At 41.6% G+C, this 23359-nt stretch carries 15 protein-coding genes; 11 read left to right on the top strand and 4 right to left on the bottom strand.

Annotated elements, in window-relative coordinates; genetic code table 11:
• Nucleotides 1-68: 68 nt before the first annotated feature.
• From ACSBL2_RS24295 to ACSBL2_RS24270, 6 genes are all read left to right on the top strand, one after another.
• Nucleotides 69-1574, top strand: a complete 1506-nt coding sequence (locus ACSBL2_RS24295) for a sensor histidine kinase (RefSeq protein ID WP_442589141.1) — start codon at nt 69-71, stop codon at nt 1572-1574.
• 2 nt (nt 1575-1576) lie between these two features.
• Entirely contained in the window at nt 1577-1966 is a 390-nt protein-coding gene (locus ACSBL2_RS24290; protein WP_442589140.1) for a response regulator, read from the top strand.
• A 45-nt stretch (nt 1967-2011) separates the two neighbouring features.
• The gene (locus ACSBL2_RS24285) at nt 2012-3175 is read left to right on the top strand and encodes a pyridoxal phosphate-dependent aminotransferase (RefSeq protein ID WP_442589139.1); all 1164 of its coding nucleotides are present in this window, start codon (nt 2012-2014) and stop codon (nt 3173-3175) included.
• Between the two features lie 2 nt (nt 3176-3177).
• Nucleotides 3178-4263 (top strand): FAD-dependent oxidoreductase, encoded by a 1086-nt coding sequence (locus ACSBL2_RS24280; protein WP_442589138.1) that lies wholly within the window; start codon nt 3178-3180, stop codon nt 4261-4263.
• Nucleotides 4264-4455: 192 nt separating this feature from the next.
• Complete coding sequence (locus tag ACSBL2_RS24275; protein ID WP_442589137.1) at nt 4456-5061, top strand: LuxR C-terminal-related transcriptional regulator; 606 nt, start codon at nt 4456-4458, stop codon at nt 5059-5061.
• A gap of 105 nt (nt 5062-5166) precedes the next feature.
• Entirely contained in the window at nt 5167-8028 is a 2862-nt protein-coding gene (locus tag ACSBL2_RS24270; RefSeq protein WP_442589136.1) for an SdrD B-like domain-containing protein, read from the top strand.
• On the opposite strand, the gene ACSBL2_RS24265 is transcribed toward ACSBL2_RS24270, so the two are convergent.
• The 4 genes from ACSBL2_RS24265 to ACSBL2_RS24250 all read right to left on the bottom strand — a co-directional run bounded on the left by ACSBL2_RS24265 (nt 8029) and on the right by ACSBL2_RS24250 (nt 11682).
• Nucleotides 8029-9480 (bottom strand): hypothetical protein, encoded by a 1452-nt coding sequence (locus tag ACSBL2_RS24265; RefSeq protein ID WP_442589135.1) that lies wholly within the window; start codon nt 9478-9480, stop codon nt 8029-8031.
• Nucleotides 9422-10246 carry a COG1470 family protein gene (locus ACSBL2_RS24260; RefSeq protein WP_442589134.1) on the bottom strand — a complete coding sequence of 275 codons (825 nt, stop codon included), beginning with the start codon at nt 10244-10246 and terminating at the stop codon, nt 9422-9424. The genes ACSBL2_RS24265 and ACSBL2_RS24260 overlap by 59 nt, the downstream gene beginning before the upstream one ends.
• 3 nt (nt 10247-10249) lie before the next feature.
• On the bottom strand, nt 10250-10783 hold the full coding sequence (locus ACSBL2_RS24255) for a hypothetical protein (protein ID WP_442589133.1): 534 nt from the start codon (nt 10781-10783) through the stop codon (nt 10250-10252).
• Nucleotides 10784-10881: 98 nt separating this feature from the next.
• Nucleotides 10882-11682 (bottom strand): sensor histidine kinase, encoded by an 801-nt coding sequence (locus tag ACSBL2_RS24250; RefSeq protein WP_442589132.1) that lies wholly within the window; start codon nt 11680-11682, stop codon nt 10882-10884.
• Between the two features lie 596 nt (nt 11683-12278).
• Between ACSBL2_RS24250 and ACSBL2_RS24245 the strand changes: the two genes are divergently transcribed.
• From ACSBL2_RS24245 to treY, 5 genes are all read left to right on the top strand, one after another.
• Nucleotides 12279-14741 carry an ATP-binding protein gene (locus ACSBL2_RS24245; protein WP_442589131.1) on the top strand — a complete coding sequence of 821 codons (2463 nt, stop codon included), beginning with the start codon at nt 12279-12281 and terminating at the stop codon, nt 14739-14741.
• 5 nt (nt 14742-14746) lie between these two features.
• A complete protein-coding gene (locus tag ACSBL2_RS24240; protein WP_442589130.1) occupies nt 14747-15106 on the top strand; it encodes a response regulator in 360 nt (119 codons plus the stop codon).
• A gap of 76 nt (nt 15107-15182) precedes the next feature.
• Nucleotides 15183-17309, top strand: coding sequence for a glycogen debranching protein GlgX (gene glgX, locus ACSBL2_RS24235; protein WP_442589129.1), 2127 nt, complete (start codon nt 15183-15185; stop codon nt 17307-17309).
• Nucleotides 17310-17335: 26 nt separating this feature from the next.
• A complete protein-coding gene (treZ, locus tag ACSBL2_RS24230) occupies nt 17336-19177 on the top strand; it encodes a malto-oligosyltrehalose trehalohydrolase (protein WP_442589128.1) in 1842 nt (613 codons plus the stop codon).
• On the top strand, nt 19170-23177 hold the full coding sequence (gene treY, locus ACSBL2_RS24225) for a malto-oligosyltrehalose synthase (RefSeq protein WP_442589127.1): 4008 nt from the start codon (nt 19170-19172) through the stop codon (nt 23175-23177). Before treZ ends, treY begins: the two co-directional genes overlap by 8 nt.
• Nucleotides 23178-23359: the final 182 nt, after the last annotated feature.

Below are 23359 nucleotides of genomic sequence, written 5' to 3'. Positions count from 1 at the left end.
TTATTTAGTGAAACTATCAATCTTATAACTAGCTTTGTGCTCTCTAAATTACCGACGAAAAACTGCTTATGATTAATTTACCAATACTTAAAAATGAGGCTGAGAGACTTTCTGCGCTTTATGTGTTGGAAATTCTTGATACAAATGAGGAGGTTGAATTCGATAATATTGTGAAGCTTGCTTGTATTATTGCACATTCTCCTATTGGGACGATTACGTTTATTGATGAAGACCGTATCTGGTACAAATCAAAAATGGGGGTGACTTATAAAGAAACCCCGAGGAATGAACCGAAACATAAAGAGTTCCCTTTTTATGTGGCTATCCCTATTATTGTTTATGGTGATTTAATTATTGGGCATCTAAGTGTAGCCAGTTATCAGCCGCTAAGCCTTACGGCAGAACAAAATGAAGGTCTTGCTTTACTGTCGCAACAGATCATTGCATTATTGCAGATGAGGCTTCCGATTATGAATAGCAGTATCAAAGAGTTCTATGAAAGTATTCTGAATAATATCCCTTCTGATATTGTCGTTTTTGATAGTGACCATAAATATCTTTTTGCCAATCCGGGAGCGATTAAAAATGAAGAGTTCCGTAAATTTATTATTGGTAAGGATGATTTTGAATATGCGGCTTATAGGAACCGTGACCCCATCATTGCGCTGGAGAGGCGTGAGCAGTTTTTAGAAGTGAAGAAAAGGGGGAAAACTATTGGCTGGGAAGAAAGTCAGTTGGATCCGGATGGAAACAGGCTGACCTACCTGCGAAGAATGTTTCCTGTGCATGATGAACACGGTGAATTCATCATGGCAATTGGTTTTGGAATTGATATCACCGACCGGAAACTGCTGGAAGAAAAGCAAAGTCGTATCATGGAACAACTCTCCATGCAAAATACACAGTTATTGGATTTTTGTAACATTGTATCCCATAACTTGAGAGGCCCGCTAATCAATATGTCAATGCTGGTAGAGTTTATACAGGAGACTGAGGATATCGAGGAACAACGATTGCTGGTGACGAAACTGGAACCGGTAATAGAAAACCTGAAGAATACTTTTAATGAACTGGTAGAATCGATACAGATCAGACAAAATACGGATATACAATCGGATAAACTGTTATTGACCGTTTGTCTGCAGGAAACCCTTGATGGTTTGCACATGGAAATAAAAAAAGCCAGGGCAAAAATTGATGTGAATTTTGAAGAAGCACCTTCAGTGATTTATCCGCATAAGTATTTGTCAAGTATATTTTATAATTTAGTCAGTAATGCCATAAAATATCAATCGCCTGAAAGGCAACTCACCTTGAAACTTGCTTCCCGAAAGGAGCAGGGGAATATTGTGGTTACTGTACAGGACAATGGGTTAGGAATAGATATGTTGAAACATAAAGACAGTATCTTTAAAATTGGGAAGATATTTCATAGGCATCCTGATGCAAAAGGCCTGGGGTTATTCATGACAAAAACGCAGGTGGAAGCAATGGGCGGTAGGATATGGGTAGAAAGTATTCCGGATCAGGGAGCTAAGTTTTCAGTTGAATTTGTGAATCAAAATGTAACTTGATAATGAAGAAAGTTTATTTGATAGATGACGATGACATCTTTGTATTCCTTACTAAAAAGACAATTTTAAAAGTAAGTGATCATGTTGAAGTTGAAGTTTTTTCTGATGGATATCAGGCTATAACTCATTTAAATGAAATAGCAGGTGATAAAGATGCCTTACCTGATGTAATATTCCTGGATTTGAATATGCCTGTAATGGATGGGTGGGAATTCCTGGCTGAATATGAGCAACTCTACAATTCACTGGCAAGAGAGATCCAATTGTATATTGTATCTTCATCTATCTCTCCCCATGAGATGGAAAGGTCTGCTAATATACCGGTGGTATCTGCTTTTATTATCAAACCTTTGGTGAAAGAGAAGTTTCTTGAGATTTTGCAAGGATTATAATTTTAAGAACTTTTAATAATTCTTAAAAATCTCTAGTTTAGGAGAATGTTTGAACACAGCTCCGTTAATCTTGATATTTTAAAAAAGAGGGCATTTAATTTGAGATGGGCGACAGTGCCGGAAGGAGTAATTCCATTGACTGCTGCTGATCCTGATTTCCCGAGTGCCCCAGAAATTGCTGAGGCTATTATCCGTTTTACCAAAGACAGGTATCTTTCTTATGGACCGCCAGCAGGTTTACCCGAATTTAAAGAAAGCGTAGCTTCTTTTTTTACGCATAAGCGTAATATTCCTGCAAACCCAGAATTCATTTTCCCTGTCGATAGTGCTGCTTTTGGTATTTACCTGACTTGTAAGACTTTCATCATGCCTGGTGATGAAGTGATCATTTTTGATCCTGTAGATTTTCTTTTTAGGTATTCAACAGAAGCTATAGGGGGGATAGCAGTTCCTTTTGCCATTCCTGCGGGTGATACTCCAGTTGATTTTGATAAACTTGAAAGACTGATCACTACTAAAACCAGAATGATTTGTTTATGTAATCCATTGAATCCTACGGGTAAAGTATTTACGAAACAGGAATTACTGCAACTGGGGGAGATTGCCTGTAAATATAACCTCATCATTTTATCTGATGAAATTTGGAGTGATATTGTCTATACACCTCATGTGTTTACCAGCATAGCCTCCTTGAATGAAGAGATCAGAAACCAAACGGTAACGGTGACTGGCTACAGTAAATCTTATGGCCTTGCCGGTTTAAGGATTGGTACGGTGATGGCTTCGAATCCTGAACATTACACGCTCTTGTTTGCTGCATCACTGCATAATTCTACCATCCACGGTGCGAATGTGCTTTCACAGGTTGCGGCCCTTACGGCACTGAATGACTGTGATTATTGGCTAAAGGATTTTGTATCCCATTTGCAGCGGATGAGAGACCTTTGTGTGTCTGAGCTGAATGCTGTTCCGGGATTTAAATGCATCGAACCTGAGGGATGTTATGTGGCATTTACAAATGTTACAGGAACGGGAAGGAGTAGTAAGGAAATTCATCAACTGTTATTGGAGGAGGCTAAAGTTGCTGTTGTGCCAGGTGCTAAGGAATGGTTTGGTGAAGGTGCTGAAGGCTTCATCAGAATGAGTTTTGCGACCTCTGAAGATATTTTGAGAGAAGCTTTGTCTAGGATAAAAAACACGATTCGTTAATTATGAAAGTTGTTATTATTGGAGGTGGTATTGCTGGTTTATGTATGGGTATTTACCTGAATCAGTATGGACTTGAGGCAATTGTTAATGAAAGAAAAGGAAGCGTTTCTGGTGGCGGACATGCTTTTTTAATGCATCATGAAGGTATCTCTATCCTGAATGAGCTGCAGACTGAAGCTGATGTTTTACCAGGTAAATTGGTGGATACTTTTGTGTTCAGGCGCCCCAATGGGGAACTCGTCAATCAACTGCCCCTTGATGAATGGCAATGTTTTAAGCGAACAGATCTTACGGCTTATTTATCAAGACTTATGCCAGAGGAAAAACTATACAATGAACGCAGCTTTTCCCATTTCATTTATGAAGGAGGACGTATTGTGGCTGCGGAATTTTTAAATGGGGAGAAAGAATATGGAGATGTGTTTATTGGTGCCGATGGAGCCAATTCTATGGTGAGAAGGGAGATTTTTGGAGAAGTCAAATTTGAGACCGGAAGAGTGAAGGAGATTGTGGGTGTGGTGGAGCACCCCGATCTGGCCGAAGGTTATGCTGGGAAGTTTACGAAGTTCCAACATGAGAATAAAGGGCTTGCCTTTGGTCTAATTCCTACAACCACTACGGAGTTGGTATGGTATATACAATATGACCCAGAAACGCTTGGAGATGTTGAAGGGGATTCCCCAAAAGATTTAGAATCGTTTTGCAAGGCGTTGCTAAAAGGTTTTCCCAGTGTTGTGGAAACAGTGATGGATAATAATGATTTCAGTACAAGTTACGTCTGGAATACAAGAGATTTTGATCTTTTGCCTTCTTTCCATCGGGATAATGTGGTGCTGATTGGAGATGCTGCTCATCTGGCATTACCATTTACCAGTGCCGGTACGACCAATGCGATGGTAGATGCAAAGGTATTGTCAAAGTGTCTCAAGGAAGAAAAGGATTATACGGCAGCTTTTTTCTGTTATTATGATCACAGGGCGGCTCAGGTGGAAGGACATGTATTGCTGGGACGGCAGCTGCGTGATGCGTTTTTAAACACTGGGATGGCTGGTTTTGCGCTCCCACTGATTGTTGATCAATCTGAATAGTACATCTGTCTAAATATCAATGTTTTAATGCCTGATACATGTTTCTTGTATCGGGCATTCTTTTTTATGAATCCACCTGTTCATTTTATTCATCGCATTGAACGGAATGAACGGCTATACAACTATAGGTTTTGCGTAAATTCAGGACAGTGTATATTTTATTTGTGGATTAGTTTATAACAAGGAGGCATTATGATCAAAGTAGGAATCATCGATAGTAATCAACAAAGCCGTGGAATGATGAGTATGTTATTGAATCATCAGCAGCTGTATAATTTTAAAGTGACACTCGCGCTGGACTCCATTGGTGGCTGTAAAAAGGTTAAGCCTAATGAAGAACCTCATGTGACGTTGTTGGACATTGCTCATGCAGGCGTTGATGCTATTCCGGCTATTTACCGCAAATTTCCACATACCAATGTGATTGTATATAGCGATATCCAGGACTCAGATACTGTGTTAGAATGTGTTAAAGCCGGAGCTGTAGGTTATCTTACTAAAGATACCAGTGTAAATGATGTAATTTCAAGTATCATGGCTACCCATAGGGGAGGTTCTGTATTTAGTCCGTCCATATCAAGGAATGTCATACGTCATGTGCAGCAGACACTTGACTATCAGGCCAGCCTGAGTTTCAGGGAAAAACAGATTGTAGAAGGATTAATGAACGGCTTGAGCTATAAATTAATAGGTTATAAATATGGGATATCCCTGGATACGGTAAGGCAGTACATTAAGCGTACCTATAAGAAACTGAATGTAAATAGTAAAGGGGAGTTGCTGGCTCAGTTCAGGTAGTTTCTGTGAAGAGAAAATTGGATTCAAAACCGAAGCGCTGCACAATGACACACTAAGATGTGACATTCCTGCTTTCTTAAATGCTGCAGTAAACCGGATTTTTGTATGGTGAGAGAACGGACATTAATGGGCTATTTTAAGTCATCTATTCTACTTTTCTGTTTACTGTTTGGTTCATCCCGTTCTATTGCCCAGGTGAGTTACAGTTTCTCTAAAGATACAGTGCGCATTAAAGGAGGAGAAACTTTTTCTAATTTACTCAGGGTATTGAACCCTTATGGAAAGGCTGTTGTATTGAGACAGGACGATAAAGAAAAAGGACTACCTGGGGGATTGATTAACTTGCCTGATAGTCTGTTGCTTGGAGCAGGTGAAACCAGGCTGTTCCCTGTGAAATATATGGCCGACAGGCAGACGATTAATCGTAATATCCAAAAATTTGGTTTACGTTTGGTGACTGCAGATCCTGCTGTTCAGGTTCAGCAGGCTGCAGTTTTTTTAACTCAGCTGGTCGATGTGAAAGGACTGACCATAGATACTGAGGAAAGTGAAATCTATCTCAATCAGGTTTCCAATCAGGCTCAGGTAATGATCCGTTGTGCCAATAATGGTTTTGTACCTATCACTTTTAAACTTTTACTGAATGGTATTCCTGAAGGTCTGGAGTTTATCGGGGAAACCATGGAGCTGACCCTGCAACCTGGTGCCCAGCAACTCCTGCCTTTTATGGCGCGAAATAAGGGAGGATCACGTCACCCCGGTGATTATACGGTGACGATTAAAGCGGTAGATGAACAGCAGATCCAGCTGGCGATGAAGACCATCAGGATACTGAATCTAACGGAATATAGAAGGATGGGAGCAGGACAATTTGGAACCAGTAATCCGAATACCGTTTCTTTGAGTTACGTCAGTTTATCAGAAGGATTCTCTTATACACATCTACAGGCCAATGGAAAGATAGGTTTCGCTGAAGACAAGTCCCTGGACTATAGTTTTAATAGCGACTTGATCAGGCAGCGCGGATATAGCGGACTTAATATTTACAGCAGTTTCCTGGACTATCAGCAGAAGAGCTGGGGGGTAAAACTTGGAAATATCTATGAAAATGTAGATTTCAATTTGAGTGGGCGCGGAATAAAACTCAGTGCTAAGCTTAAAAATAAGGGAGTACTTTCCCTTTTGGGAGTGGAGAACAATTTCATGTTGTACACGCAGTTACGACAATCACCTTATGCTTCAACTACCAATGCGAAAACCGCTGCAATAGATTATTTTGTAGAGAAGGGTGGAAGAGAAGACCAGCGATTAACGTTATCCCATTCCAGTGATGAAGCCAGGGGGCTGGAAAGTTCACAGCTGAACAGCAAAATTGGATTCCTCCTGGAAAAGACGACCTGGCTTGGGCTGGAAGCAGGAGTTTCCAGGGAAAATCAGACGTTCGGATCCAGGAACAGTCAAGCTGGTTTTTACGGAGGACTTAACTTTACAAAAGATCAGGGCAGTTATAAATTTTTAATAAATGGTTTTTATAGCAGTCCCTATTATACAGGGATCAGAAGAGGTATTTTTTCTGCAGATGTAAATTTGATGCGTAAATTTGATGCTAGTAATGATCTTCAGCTGCGAATCAGCGTTCAAAAGAGCCAGCCACGTTATCAGGATAATCTTTTAACAGTATTCAATAGGTATATTACTAGTAATGCGAATGCTATTATTGAACTAAAATACAGTAACCGTATCGGGCAATTTCAATGGAGTGTTTCGCCATATTTCTTTCATCAACGCCTTGAGGGATTAAGTTTCTATGAAGTGCCGCCGGAAAGGGTAGATTGGCGAATGTCTGCATTACGTACGATTGGTAGTGCCAGTTACAATGGAAGGATTCATAATCTATCGCTTACGGCGGATTATGGATTAACTTACCTGAATACCTCTGATAAACCCCCGGCGCCTTTTCAGTCATTGAGAATAAACAGTAACTATAATATTGCTTTTATAGGGTTAACAGCATTTATGCAGTTCAATCCCCATTATTTAACAGATGTGATTTCCAGCAGTACCAATTCAAGGTACAGGTTATATACAATAGGGCCAAATGTCCATTTTGATGCCCTCAAAAGTAGGCTATCGGTACAGTTTGGTGGAATGTACAATTATTACGCCGCTTCTGAAACGGATAATTATTCAATTTCCGGTAGTTTTAGGTTTTTAACAAAGGGAAACTGGTCGTTAACAGGTGATGTGCAATATGCGGTAACTAAACAGGCGGTGGCCTTTGAATTGAATACGGGAATACCTAACGGGGCCACTGATCTTCAGGGCGACTATCGTTACAATAACAGACAATTTCGGGTAGGTGTAGAAAAACAATTTGGAATCAGGCGTGCCCCAGGCTCGAAAAAATTGGAGCTTACTTATTTTGAAGACCATAATAGTAATGGAATAAAAGATAACAATGAGGCTGTAATAGCCGGGGTACTGGTGAAAATAAACGGCGAAGCGGCGTTGACCAATACAAAAGGGATAGTATCCTTTAAAAATATGAATAAAGAATCCTATACCGTAATGGTGACCAATACGAAGGGCTGGAGCCTGGAAGAACCCACAACAGTATTTTTGGATAAGAATAAACAGCTGATGATTCCATTGGTGAAAACACAGGCTTTAAATGGGAGACTAAAGACTGTAAGCAACAAATATAGTGAATCGGCTTCGGTGTTGGGCGGAATCAGGATAAATGCTAAAGATGCCAATGGAAAGGTTCATCACACACTGACAGACGATAATGGTTCATTCTGTTTTTATCTGCCGCGCAATACTTATATTGTTTATGTAGAAACTGCAGGTCTGCCTTTCTCCATTGAAAATGATAATGAACAGGTGCTGCTTGCAGGCGCTCCTGTAGAGGTGCTTACCTTTATCTATAGAGATGAGCGCAGAAAGGTTGGTGTGACTCGTTTTTGATTAGAGTCCGGTAATGCTATAGACTATAGTAGCAGAATGGCTGCCCGTTTTATTTAATAATTTGCCGGTTTTAGTTGCCGGTATGGTATAATCGATACTGATGTTACGTCCTAGTTGTGGCGCTGCATTGGTAAATAAGGGTGTAGCGACAGTACTGAGGGTAACTGAATTGGCAGCTCCTGTTTCCTTAATAGACAGCACATCCAGGTCTATTGTGCTCGTGCCTCCTGAGTTACTGAATGAAGATGTTGTTGCCCTTACTGTTACACTATAGGGCACCGTACTATTGGCCATCAACTGTGAATTAACAGTTGTTGTTGTCCCATTTTTGTAACTTGCTGCGGTGTTCATGTTTAGGGTTACTGCGGTGGTCTGTGCGGTAATATCCTGGAAAGGAGATACTTCTATGATGATATTGCTATTTATCTCGGGAGATACGTTATAGGTCACCGGATAAGATGCAGGATTTCTTGAAGCAATATATTTTACCGGTAGGGTATAGGTTCCCGCCTGCACGAAGTTAGCCTTTAACTGGACAGCTGTGAGCGTGTAAGAGGTTTCTATGGTTCGTTGATTAGTCGATCTAACCGGAATGGCGCTGCCTCCGGTCAGTGAAGTGGGCGTAGTAGATGGTTGTATTTGAGGCCCGGTAAGTCCTGTAGCACCAGTTACCTTTGCAGCGAGCAAACTGGATGCGGGCAGTGTGCTCAGGTTGGGTAAGCCGGAATAGGATGCTGGTTTCGTATACCCGAATGTTGCTGTACCACTACTTAAACTGAGTTGAGTAGGAAGGCTGCTAATATAGTTAAAGCTATTGACCACGGTTTTATCGGTATTGAAAGCTGCAGCATTGCTTAGGGAAATGGTCGTATTCAAAGGAAGAATACCACCGGCTTCAATTAAGGGGGGAACGGTAATGCTGAACTTTTTGGTAAGAGGTGCTATCATACCTGTAAAAATAAGGTCTGCACTATAGGTTCCTGCGACCCAGCCGCTAGGATGTGAGGCAATAAAAACATTCATGGTGAGGAGGCCGGATCCCAGGTTTAACGAAAGCACAGGGACAAAGATATCCTGTGCGACTGTAGTTAAAGTAATTAGGGGTTTAGAAGCCACGATAGTCAATGCACCACTAATATTATCCACCTGCATCTGAATGATATTTAAAGGAACGGTTGATATGGTTGCCGGGTCGGTTGGCTGTATCGGTGAAGAGGTAGAAGCAGTGGCTAATGTTATCTTGTTGATACCCAGTAAGGAAAGCACTGCCGAATTTCCAAATCCTACAGTGCTGGTTGTTAAGGCACTACCTGTTCTGATTGTTGCTTCAGGAATTGTGACCACGGCCTGTGCATGGACATCACAGATGACCATAAAGCAGTATACTACCAGGCTAAAGCGGATATGTAATTTCTTTTTCAGCAACTTTAAGGTCGTAAGATTCCCCTGCATCCAGAAGCGCTACGACAAGAAACTTTCCTTTCAGGTCTGCAGGCAGGTTCAGGATGACCACTTGTGTTGCATCAGGAAGCATGGCAACGTTTTCTGGTTTAATTTTTATTTCCTCACCCGTATCTTTATTGGTGAGTTCAAAACGGACAAAAGCATCCTTGTTAATGGCTCCCGTATTGTGTATCTTAATGGCAAGTCTGCGGCTTCTTTTGTGTGCTTCATCCAGATGATTACCCAAATCTGTGAAAGAAATGAATTCCAGGTCTCCGGCAGGTAATCCTGAAGGGGTGTAATATACCTGTACGCCCATTTCCAATAAGACAACCATTCCCAGGGCTACTCCGGAGGATTGCCTTGGAGTTTGTTCAGCCGCCTGTGTGAAAAATACCATGCTATGCGTTTGTTTTGGCACTTCCTTGGGGACATTCATCGTCACTGTAACTGATTTTTTCTCTCCCGGCTGGATGACAATATTGCCAGAAGATAGGGATAACCATTTAACATTTGAATTTGCGATGGTATCACCAGAGAAATAGTATTTAATACCTAAGGAATCTCTCTCAAAATTCTGGATCCGCGTTGTAAATGTAAATACCTTTTCCGAGGTATTACTGAAATTGATAGTTTGGCTTAGGGTTTCTCCTGGCTTTCCGCTAAAAAACAGGCGGCTGGGAGACAGGGAAATACCCTGTCCTAGAGCTGTGTGTATAAGCAAAAGGACAAGGCTGAGGGTAATTAATAGTATATTCTTAAATCTTATAGGCATACCTTAGGGCTGTGTTACTGAATAAGTAACAGAAGACACGTATAAACCTGGTGTTTTATTCAGCAATGCAGACGCATTTGCCTGTGAAATTGCATAATTAATGTTGTACTGTGTCGTTGTTGTTGGACTTGCAGCTGCTGCAATAGGATTAGCTGTTGGGGCTAAAGGTACAACAGGATAGGTTCCAATCCCAGTAACAGGTGATGCACTTGCGACATTCACTGATACGGTATTTAGTGGAATAGCTACACCCGGCCCTGCAAAGTCGCCACCTCCCGTCACAGAAACCGTATACGCTTTCGTACTGATTACGGAGAAATGATTTGACATCAGTACATTCTTTGTCGCAGCGTAATCTGCTGCATCATCATATACAAAAGTAACAGCCTGTGGTGCTGGGCCCAGCACGATAGAAAATGCATCACTTAAATCAATAGTGACAGCAACAGGTCCTGCACTGGTTTGGGCCTTAGCATGGAAGTTGCTGAAGGTAATTACAGCCAATAAAGCTGTGAAGGTAAGTAGGTTTTTTTTCATTTTCTTTCTGGATTTATAATATCCAAAATTAGGTACAAAGCCCCTTCAAACCTCCTTCAGAAAGACACATCTTGATGTTACAACTATAAGCTTTAGGTTTATTTTTTTATGGTAATGATAAAAGTTGAGCCTTTATCTACTTCACTTTCCACATCTATAGTACCCCCTAAAGAGGTGATTTGTGTTTTTGTAATGAATAGCCCTACACCGTTACCATTGACATGGTTGTGAAATCTTTCATTCAGCCCAAAAATTCGGTCTTTATGTTTAATCAGGTCTATACCCATTCCATTATCTGAAAATGTAAGCACAGTATCTCCATCTTCATTGAGTAAGGTTCTTGCATTAATGGCGAGTGGTCTGTTTACTGAACAGTACTTTATGGCATTGGAAATAAGATTAGTAAGTATACTCTCCAGGTAACTTTTATTAAAAAGGATCATTTCCTGTTGAAAATCAGTGTGTATAGTTATTCCCAATGTGTGTATCTGGGGGGAGAATGAATGACTTACCTTTTTGAAGATTTGGTAAATGTTCAAATTTTCAATTTTGATGTTTTTAGTATTTTTTAAATTCAGCATTTGGGTAAGATCGTATATTGTCTCGTTTAATTTATCTGCTGATTCTCTGAACATATCTACAATTGATTTATTGTACTCATCCAGATGTTCATAGTTTAAAATATCTATTAAACCGATTAAATTGGACAATGGAGCCCTCAAATTATGAGAGGTGATATAGGCGAACTGACTGAGATGATGATTGCGGGATGTCAATTCTTCTATTATTTTTTCATTTTTTTCTTCTGATTTGCCGTGTGCAATATATTCCCTGAAATTGTCCACCAGAGTATTGAAGTCGCTTTTCTTAGATACATTATTATTAAAGATATTTGTCATATGTTTTTCCTTGGTAGATTCTTGTAGGCTTTAAATACAAACATCTTGCCATAGCACTGAGAGTTGTGACAAACATGTAAAGCTCTGTCCTGATTGTGCTTAGCGTTTTTAGTTTTATGAATATTCTTTAGTTTTTGATCATGACATAAGAGACCTGGATTTTTTATAGCGGTGATTTCAGGAATTTTATCGAAAGTCCCAGATAGATTTAACTTCATTAAAAGAGTATAGAACCAGGCAACGGTTCGTTCTGTCCCCAGCATCAGCAAAAAGAATAAATAGGTGAACATTTACCATTGTCCAACTCCTTTGGTATTTAAAAAAATAGTATTTAGTTATTGAACTCAGGTGGAATGAACGACAAAATGAAACATTTATAAAGTAACGGGTGTTCTTTTACTGAAAGAAATAACTCTAACCTATGAAAAGCAAAGAGACGGATGCCTGAAGGTATTCGTCTTTTTTTTGTTCATTGTCTGAATAACTTGTTTTATTTGAACAAAATAAGATATTTGTTCCGCTATTCCTTCCTTTAAGGGACAAATGGACTGGTAAATATCTATATTACACTAAATAAATGCTCAAATTGGAATGCAATGGAAAAGGATAATTTGAACTTGTCTTTTCTTACTGGTGGCGGTGAAACAGGAAGGTTGCTGAGAAACTATGATTGGTCAACTTCTGTTCTTGGAGAACCGAATTTATGGCCCCAAAGCCTGAAAACTTCGGTAAGTATTATCCTGCATTCCAAGTATCCTATGTTTTTATGGTGGGGTAGGGATACCATCATCAATATCCATAATGATGCTTACATACCACTTATGGGTGTGAAACATCCAAGATTTTTGGTCGAACCAGCAAATGAATTATGGGCTGAAATATGGGAGACAGATCTGTTGCCAATGAAAAACATGGTATTTGATCAGACGGAATCAATTTATGGGCAGGACTTGATGCTGATCCTAGAGCGTAAAGGCTTCAGGGAAGAAGGATATTATAATTTTTCTTACAGCCCTATAATTATAGAAAATGGAGAGGTTGGCGGTTTATTTTGTGCCTGTCATGAAGAAACAAAAAAGGTATTACAGCAGCGCAGAATGCAGATGTCTACTGAAATTAATACCGCATCATGGATGGCAGATTCTATCAATGAAGTGCTGGATGCCACCTTTGGTATCATCGAAAAAAATTTTAAGGATATCCCTTTCTGTGCCCTATATCTTCTGGATCCAGAAGGTCGGGTGATGCTTAGAAAATCTACTTCATTATTTCAGGGGCACGAAGAGTTTCCTCTATATTATGATCTTAAAAATGGAGATGATTTTTGGAATTTCGAACGTGTGATTGAAACCAGTATGCCTGCTTTTATTGAAGGTGTAAGTAAAAAAATTACCAGTCTTCATCATACACTGCTGGGAGATATTCCTCAAAATGCAGTATGTATGCCTGTATTCAGGCCAGCAGATAACCACGCTATAGGTATTATGGTATTCGGGATCAGTCCTAACTTGGTATTTGATAATAATTACCAACAGTTTTTTCAACTGATTGCATCAAAGATTTCCCTCATCATGGGTGCGATCAATGCAAGAGAACAGGAAAAAAATGTGATTCGGGCATCGGAAGAGAACCTTAATAATATACTGTTGCAGGCACCTGTGGCGATTTCTATATTTAAAGGCCCTGATTTAACCGTGGAGTTGGTGAATGACAAAGCGCTGTCGATGTGGGACAGAACAAGGCAACAGGTTAAAGACAAACATTTTGCACAGGTATTTCCTGAAGTGGAAAACCAGGGGACGATAAAACCATTGCAGCAAGTATATCATACTGGTGTAGCTTTTGTTGCCAATGAATCGCAGGTTAACCTTTTCCGGCAAGGGAAGATATCTCCGGCATATTTTAATTTTGTATATGAACCCTTGAGAGATATCAATCATCAGGTAACCGGTGTGGTCACTGTAGGTTTTGAGGTTACTGATCAGGTCGTCGCGCGGAAGAAAGCGGAGGAAAGTGAGCACAGGCTGAATATGGCATTGGACTATACCAATACTGCCTCATGGGAACTGGATCTCCACACTAAAGATTTAATCTGTACCCAGCAAATGGCCTTGTTATTTGGCTTCAAAGCTTCAGAAACGCTTAGTTTTTCCACCCTGCGCAAGCGTATTCATCCGGAAGATCTTGTAAATATTGTTGAGAAAGCATTTCAGGTAGCGATGCTGACCGGAGATTACAGGTATGATGCCCGGTTTATTATGCCTGATGGGAGCATTAAGTGGGTATATACACAAGGAAAAGTGATTTTTGATGAGAATTTCTCCCCCGTAAGAATGATCGGAACCGTGAAGGATATCACCGAAGCAAAAAATGAGCAGAACAGAAAAGATGAATTCATGGGGGTGATCGCACATGAGTTGAAAACCCCAGTCACTTCTGTCAAGGCTTTTGCGCAGTTCCTGGAAGAAAGGTTCAACAAGTCAGGAGACACCGGATCCGCACAAATGTTGGGAAAGATGGGAAACCAGATCAATAAACTAACCCTCCTGATCCAGGACTTGGTAGACCTGACCATGATTGAAGGGAGTGTACTGAAATTGCATCAGCAGGAGTTTGACTTTATGCTGCTGATTAAGGATACGGTGGAAGAATTGCAACGGACCACCACAAAAAGAATAATTATCTTATCCGATTTGTCTGAATTCCTGATTTGTGCTGATAAAGACCGTACAGGACAGGTTTTAATTAACCTGTTGTCCAATGCCATCAAATATTCTCCGGAAGCGGATCAAATAGAAGTGAGCAGTTATATCGGAAATGAAACCTTAATATGTAGTGTGAGAGATTTTGGAATTGGAATTGCTACAGAAAAACAAACACACTTATTTGAACGCTTTTACAGGGTTTTAGAAAATGAACGCTCTAATTCTTTTCCCGGACTAGGTTTGGGATTATATATTTCAGCAGAGATTATCCGTCGGCAAAACGGAGCCATGTGGCTGGAAAGTGAAAAAGGTAAAGGATCTGTGTTTTATTTTAGTTTACCACTGATCAAATAGCAGGAATGTTGAAAAAGCGTGTATATGTTGCAGATGACGATCCTGCAATATTAGAAATTATTACGATGATCCTGGAAGATGAAGGTTTTGAGGTAGAAACCTCCAGTGATGGCAAGTCTCTTCAGGAGGGATTAAAAGTAATTCCTGATCTGGTCTTACTGGACATTCGTATGTCTGGTTCTGACGGAGGTGAGATTTGCCGTAAACTTAAAAGTACACCGGACACCAGGGATATTCCCGTTGTACTGGTGTCTGCCAATAAAGATATTACTGCGATTGCCAGGAATTGTTCAGCAAATGATTTTCTGCCGAAACCTTTTGATATCAGTGAATTAATACAGCTTACACGTAAATATATCCTATAAATCCTTTAAAGGATCATCGGGCTTCCATTTTCAAATTTCCTAAAACATTTCTTTTTATTTTCTATTGATATAGTTGATGAACAACATTAACGTATATCCGGGACGTCCGTATCCGCTGGGCTCTACCTGGGATGGAAAGGGAGTTAACTTTGCTATTTTTGCTGATCATGCTACTGCTGTTGAACTTTGTTTTTTTAATAAAGAAAGCGACAGGAAAGAAGTGGTTAAACTAAGCCTTATTGAACGTACACACCATGTATGGCACGGATATGTGCCTGGGATCCAGCCCGGACAATTGTATGGCTATCGTATCTATGGCCCCTTTAAGCCGGAAGAAGGCTGCCGTTTTAATCCCAACAAACTATTAATTGATCCTTATGCCAAAGCAATTTCCGGAGTAATTGATTGGCATGATGCCCTTTTTGGTTATGAACTTGGATCACCTGAAATGGATCTCGGTTTCAGTGAAGAGGACAGTGCCCCTTTTATTCCAAAAGCAGTGGTGATTGACCCTTCGTTTAATTGGGAAGAAGAATTGCCCCTGGATATCCCTTACCATCAATCTATTATCTATGAAACACATGTAAAGGGTTTTACCATGGTACACCCAGATATTCCGCAGGAAATAAGGGGTACGTATTCGGGACTTGCGCATGAAGTGACCCTAAACTACCTGAAAAGCTTGGGTATTACCGCTATTGAGCTAATGCCGGTTCATCAGTTCGTCAATGACAGGCATCTGGTGGAAAAGGGATTGAGTAATTACTGGGGCTATAATACCATAGGTTTTTTTGCTCCTGATATCCGCTATTCCTCTGGGAATGAAAGGGGAAGCCAGGTGAATGAGTTTAAGGAAATGGTGAAAGCCATGCATAAGGCTGGGATTGAAGTGATCCTGGATGTGGTATACAACCATACTGCAGAAGGCAATCACCTTGGGCCTACCCTGTCTTTTAAGGGGGTAGATAATGCTTCCTATTATCGGTTGACAGAAGACCGAAGGTATTACATGGATTATACTGGTACGGGCAATACCCTGAATGCCAATTTACCCAATGTGCTGCGGCTGTTTATGGATAGTTTACGGTACTGGATTATAGAAATGCACGTGGATGGTTTCCGGTTTGATCTTGCGCCTGCCCTGGCACGGGAACTCCATGATGTGAATAAGCTGAGTGCTTTTTTTGATATTATACATCAGGATCCGGTGATTTCGCAGGTGAAGCTTATCGCTGAACCCTGGGATGTGGGTGAAGGCGGTTACCAGGTGGGTAATTTTCCTCCGGAATGGGCAGAATGGAATGGGAAGTACCGCGACTGCATTCGCGATTACTGGCGTGGTGCGGATAGTATGCTTGGGGAGTTTGCACAACGTTTTACCGGAAGTCCGGATCTGTACCAGGGTGATTACAGGAGCCCGATGGCAAGTATAAATTTCATTACTGCTCATGATGGTTTCACCTTGCATGACCTGGTGACCTATAATTATAAGCACAACCATGCCAATGGTGAGGATAACATGGATGGAGAAAATCACAATTGTTCTTATAACTACGGTATTGAGGGAGAGACAGAAGATACAGGGATCAATGAAATAAGGAGAAGGCAAAAGCGTAACCTGCTGACGACCCTGTTCCTTTCCCAGGGTGTGCCGATGCTGGTGGCCGGTGATGAATTTGGCCGCACCCAACAAGGGAATAATAACGCCTACTGCCAGGATAATGAGATCTCCTGGTTAGACTGGATAAACGCTGATACGGAACTTTTTACTTTCACACAGGCATTGATCGCGCTCCGTAAAAGGCATCCTATTTTCTGCAGGAGGAGGTGGTTCCAGGGGGTGCCGATTAAGGGGATAGGGCTGGAAGATATTGCCTGGTTTCTGCCGGAAGGCATAGAAATGGAGGAACACAACTGGAATGAAGATTTTGCCAAATCGCTTGCCATCTACCTGAATGGGAATGACCTGAGAAGTACTGATGCCCAAGGCAGGAAAATCAGCGATGAAAATTTCTATATCATGTTCAATGCCCATGATGGTTTTATTGATTACCAACTGCCTAAGGAGCGTTATGGTAAGGAATGGATAAAGGTACTGGATACGAGTATCAGTACGGTAAGCGAAACTTACAGCAGGCATTTCACGAGTGAAACGGTTCGTGTAGAGGGAAGATCAATTGTACTTTTAAAACAGCTGCATTAGGTTTTGCAGCATACTTATTGAAGAATATGACAGCGTATAAGGTGGCTTTACGGAGAAATATAGGGGTTAATTTTAAAGAAGATGGAGCTGCTGTGGTTACCCTATGGGCACCGTTGGCTAAGAGAGTAGAATTGTATGTGTGTGCTGAAGTGTTCCCGATGACGCAAATTGATGCCGGTTACTGGGAGCTGTATACAGATCAGCTGCAGTCGGGAGCATCATATCAATTTATAGTGGATGGCAAGGCTATTCCAGATCCCGCAAGTTTAGAACAACCTGAAGGTGTACATGGCCCTTCAGCAGTGGTCGACCTCCATGCTTTTGAATGGACTGATGCTGACTGGAGAAACATCCCCCTGGGCAGTTATATTTTTTATGAGCTACATGCTGGTACATTTACGCCTGAAGGAACATTTGATGGAATCATAGCAAAACTGGATCACCTGGTTGAGTTGGGGATAACCGCTGTTGAGCTGATGCCTGTAGCGCAATTTCCCGGTGAAAGAAACTGGGGCTATGATGGAGTTTTTCCATTTGCTGTACAACAGAGCTACGGAGGAGCTGAGGGTTTACAACGCCTTGTAAATGCATGCCATAAAAGGGGGCTTGCTGTTGTCCTGGATGTGGTATATAACCATTTGGGACCCGAGGGTAACTATTTTGAAAGTTCAGGGCCTTATTTTACCACTAAATATCACACCCCATGGGGAAGTGCCATTAATTTCGATGATGCCTGGAGTGATGGTGTGCGTAATTTCTTTGTGGAAAATGTGCTGATGTGGTTCCGTGATTTTCATATTGATGCATTAAGGCTGGATGCCGTACATGCCATCAAGGATTTCGGCGCTGTACATTTGCTGCAGCAGATAAAAAAAGAAGTGGAAGTATTGATGAATCAGTGTCGCCGCAAGTTTTACCTGATTGCAGAATCGGATTTAAATGATCCTAAGTATATCAATCCTTTGTCTGAAAATGGATACGGGATGGATGCGCAATGGATTGATGAGTTTCATCATGCGTTACGTGTTTGTGCCGGAGAACCCCCAAGGGGATATTACAGTGATTTTTCCGGGATTACACATCTGGAAAAAGCTTACCGTAATGCCTATATCTATGATGGCATCTACTCTCCGCATCGCCTAAAAATATTTGGCAGCCATGCTGATGAAAATCCGGGACAGCAGTTTATCGTATTTTCCCAGAACCATGACCAAGTGGGCAACAGGATGTTGGGTGAAAGAGGCAGTCAGCTTTATAGCAATGAGATGCAAAAGTTGATGGCTGCAGCTGTTTTCTGCAGTCCTTTTTTGCCCATGTTGTTTATGGGCGAAGAGTGGGGCGAAACGAACCCTTTTCTTTTTTTTACCAGCCATAGCGATCCTGAATTGATCGCTAACGTCCGTGAAGGAAGGAAAGCAGAATTTGCTGCTTTTCATGCCAAGGGTGAGGTGCCTGACCCACAGGCAGATGATACCTTCCGGCGCGCTGTACTACAGTGGGAACTGCTGGACAAAGAAGGCCATCAGCAGCGCTTAAAATATTATCAGGCGTTGATTTCTCTGCGAAAGAAGCATACGGCAATGAACAATAACGATAGGAAACAGATGGATGTCTCCAGTGATACAGGCAAGAACTGCCTGATCCTGCACCGTTGGGATGACGCAGAATATATCGTATGTATGCTCAATTTTAGCATTGATCCCCAGCACCTGCGTATTTCCGGAGAAAGGCCGTACTGGAAAAAAATATTTGACTCTGCAGACCCCCGCTGGAATGGACCTGTTTCTGCTCCTGTACTGGTGGATGCATTGCAATCCTTAATTATTCAACCCGAATCCTTTTTAGTTTATACAAGCAAACATGTTTAATCCGATAGCAACCTACCGTATACAGTTTAATAAAGAGTTCACGTTCAGGGATCTCAATAAGATCCTTCCCTATTTAAAGGAGTTGGGCGTCAGCACAATTTATGCCTCTCCGTTGCTGGAAACGGCTCCCGGAAGTATGCATGGATATGATACGGTTAACCCGGATCGCATTAATCCGGAAATAGGTACACTGGCAGAGCTGAAAGCGATAGCAAAAAAACTGAAAATGCTGGGTATCTCCTGGATTCAGGATATTGTGCCCAATCATATGGCTTTCCATCCGGCCAATATATGGCTGATGGATGTGCTGGAAAAAGGCGCATCATCCAGGTATGCTGCCTTTTTTGATATCAACTGGTCAGGTACTGGGAATGTGCCATTGATGGTTCCTTTTTTGGGTGCTTCACTGGAAGAAACGCTCTCTAAAGGAGAACTCGAGCTGGTCGGTAAAGAGGGTAAGTTCTACCTGAAGTATTTTGAGAGTGAATGGCCTGTCAATGAGAAAGTGACTAGTCTGGATATGCCATTAGATGAAGTACTGGCATTGCAGTACTACAGGTTGTGTCATCACCAGGAAACAGACTCAAGGATCAACTACCGGCGTTTTTTTACTGTCAACAGTCTGATCTGTATGAATATGCAGCATGAGGATACTTTTCAGGCCTATCATCAATTTATAGCCCTGCTGGTCAGGCAAGGTGTATTCCAGGGATTAAGGATAGACCATATCGACGGGTTGTATCATCCGGAAGAATATTTGGTGCGCCTGCGGAACCTCGTAGGATCGGATACTTATATTGTTGTAGAGAAAATCCTGGAAGAAGGGGAGGAACTTCCCTTATTATGGCCTGTACAAGGAAATACGGGATATGATTTTCTTTCTGATGTCAACAACCTCTTTACTGATGCGGGTGCAAGGAAAGAGTTTACAAAATATTATCAACGTTTGACAGATGACCATACCGATGTTCATCAACAGATTTTAACGAAAAAAGAGGCCATCCTTGAAGATTATATGGGAGGAGAGCTTGATAATTTAATGCAACTTTTTCTGTCGCTCAATTTGATCAGGGGTAAGAATATTCCTTCCCTGCATCCCGGTCAATTGAAAAAGGCTATTGCCGCATTTCTGGTGTATTGCCCTGTTTACCGTTATTACGGAAGCAGTATACCATTAAAGGGTGAAGAAAGAGACCATATCAAACATATACTGAGGAAGGTTGGCCAGGAAAAAGACCTGCTGCCTGTGGCGGCTTTATTAGAGAAGATATGGCTGGAAGAATCGCGTGAGGAAGATGATGATTACCGAAAGAGAGCTGCTGTTTTTTATTTAAGGTGTATGCAGTTCAGTGGACCTTTAATGGCCAAAGGTGTGGAAGATACGCTGATGTATACGTACAATAGGTTTCTTGGACATAATGATGTGGGAGATTCCCCCGATGCCTTTGGGATGAGAAAAGCTGATTTTCACGATAAGATGCTCAGGAGGCAACACCATTGGCCATACAGCCTGAATGCAACCTCCACGCATGATACCAAGAGAGGGGAAGATGTCCGGGCAAGGTTAAATGTGCTGACGGATATTGCTGATGAATGGACGAAAGCAGTTACGGAATGGAGAGTTGTGAATGCTGTCCTTCCTCATATTCCTGATGCAAATGATGAATATTTTATTTATCAGACACTGATAGGCAGTTATCCAATGCCGGGAGCTGAAGAAGACAATTATCTGCAAAGGGTGCAGGAATACCTGGAGAAAGCATTACGTGAGGGGAAGACCAATTCTTCCTGGGCAGATGCTGATATTGCCTATGAAAGTGTAGTGAAAGACTTTGCACTTTCGCTGTTGGATAAATCTGCGCCTTTCTGGTCTGTATTTTCCGGCCTACATCGTAAAGTAGCTGATTACGGTATCCTCAATTCTCTGGCTCAGCTGATGCTGAAATACACCAGTCCGGGAGTACCTGATGTTTACCAGGGTACGGAACTATGGGATTTAAGTTTGGTGGATCCAGACAATAGGCGTCCGGTGGACTATATACAGCGAAAAGATCTGCTGCAGGAAATGGAAGGTATGGACCTCTCTTTTCAAGAATTGTGGAAAGACCGTTATTCAGGAAAGATTAAACTATGGTTACAACATATACTGCTCAGGCAGCGCCAGATCCATGGCAATTTATTTACTATAGGAACTTATGTTCCCTTGAGTGTGAAAGGCAGGTACGCCAAACATATTTTTGCCTTCGCCCGCAGGTTTGAAGACCAGTGGTTTGTTATTGCCGTCCCTGTAGGCTTAGCCGGTATGGCAGATCATGAGCTGGAAGACCTGAGCTTCAACTGGAAAGACACTTCTATCATCCTTCCACCAGAGGCTCCTTTTGAATGGAGGAATATCCTTGATCAGGGCCGAGGGAAACTTGATAACGGAGGGATAGCCGCTACGGAGATTTTTAATGGCTTTCCTTTGGCACTGCTGCATTTGGCGCTTCCCGGTAATACCCGGTCCGCGGGAGTTTTAATGCCGATAACTGCCCTTCCCTCTCCTTATGGCATAGGGGATATGGGTACAGAAGCAGGTAGATTTATTGATTTCCTATCGAGGTCACGTCAAAAATATTGGCAGTTGTTGCCATTAAATCCTATCATATCGGCTGAATTATGGTCACCCTACAGCTCTATTTCCAGCTTTGCGGGAAATAGTTTGTTGATTAGTCCGGATATGCTGGCCGAAGAAGGGTTGCTGGATCAGGCAGAGCTCAGGAAACTGAAGTTAAGGGTAAAAAGTAAAATTGATTATGAATTGACAGTCGATTTAAAGAACGACTTACTGGATAAGGCTTATGCCAATTTTATGACCCATCCTTCCGGTGTCATGCCACAGGAGTTTGCAGATTTCTGTAAGAAGGAATCAGTATGGCTGGACGACTTTGTACTGTATGTGGTCTTAAAGCAGTATCATCAGGATATGCCATGGTATGAATGGGAAGATGCGTTCAAGAACAGGCAGGAGAGAGCCCTTCGGAAATTTTCGGAGAATTATACTGTTGCGCTGGACAGGATACGCTGGCAGCAGTTTATCTTTTTTAGGCAATGGACAAAGCTGAGATCGCTGGCCCATGTTAAAGGGGTAAAGTTTTATGGTGACCTTCCTTTTTATGCAGGACTTGATTCTGCCGATGTCTGGGCAAACCGTGATCTTTTCAGTCTCGATAAAGAGGGTAGAATTATCGGTATTGCCGGAGTGCCGCCAGATTATTTCAATGCCGGGGGACAACGATGGGGGATGCCAGTGTATCAATGGGAGGTATTAAAAGAGCGTAATTATGAGTGGTGGCTGCAGCGCATCAGAAAGAACCTGGAATTATATGATTTGATAAGGCTTGATCACTTCCGTGCCTTTTACGATTATTGGGAAATTCCAAGAGATGCTGAAAGCGCCGTTGATGGTAGTTGGAAGAAAGGGCCCGGAAAAGATTTCTTTGAGGTATTGAAAGCGGAATTCCCCCATATGCCTTTTGTAGCGGAAGATCTTGGAGATATCAACCTGGGGGTAACTGTCTTAAGGGATGAATTTGAACTGCCGGGGATGAAGGTCCTGCAGTTTGCGTTTGGTGAAGATATGCCGGTCTCGCAACATATTCCGCATAGGTATAGTTCCACAAACTTTGTGGTTTATACCGGTACACATGATAACAACACGAGTATAGGCTGGTACCTGAACGATACGACGAGAGAAGAACGTCAGCGGATTGAGGATTATGCAGGGCATACTGTAACGAAGAGGAATGTACACCGTACGCTGGGAAGGCTGGCTTATGCTTCTGTTGCAAAAATGGTTATTCTACCGTTCCAGGATATCCTTGGCCTTGATGAAAGCGCAAGGATAAATGTTCCGGCTTCTTTAAATGGAAACTGGCAGTGGAGAATGAAAGCTGGGCAGCCCGGTTTGTTTGAAGAAATGCAGCTGAGGCTCTGGACTGAAGTTTTTAATAGGGTTTAAAGGCATTTGTCGCAAATTCATTGTTATTATTTTGTCGTTTTTTACTTCTGATAAAGAGATGATATTGAATAATTTGGGCAGGTAACTAAGGTGATTATGGTTTAAATATTTGTTTTACAGTTGTTTAATTTTTTTATCTGCTTGGCCCTCTGTTATTTTTTGACTTTTTCTACCCGTTAAAT

The organism is Pedobacter sp. AW31-3R (assembly GCF_052180285.1).
Taxonomy (GTDB): domain Bacteria; phylum Bacteroidota; class Bacteroidia; order Sphingobacteriales; family Sphingobacteriaceae; genus Pedobacter.
This window is presented reverse-complemented; position numbering and strand designations above follow the sequence as displayed.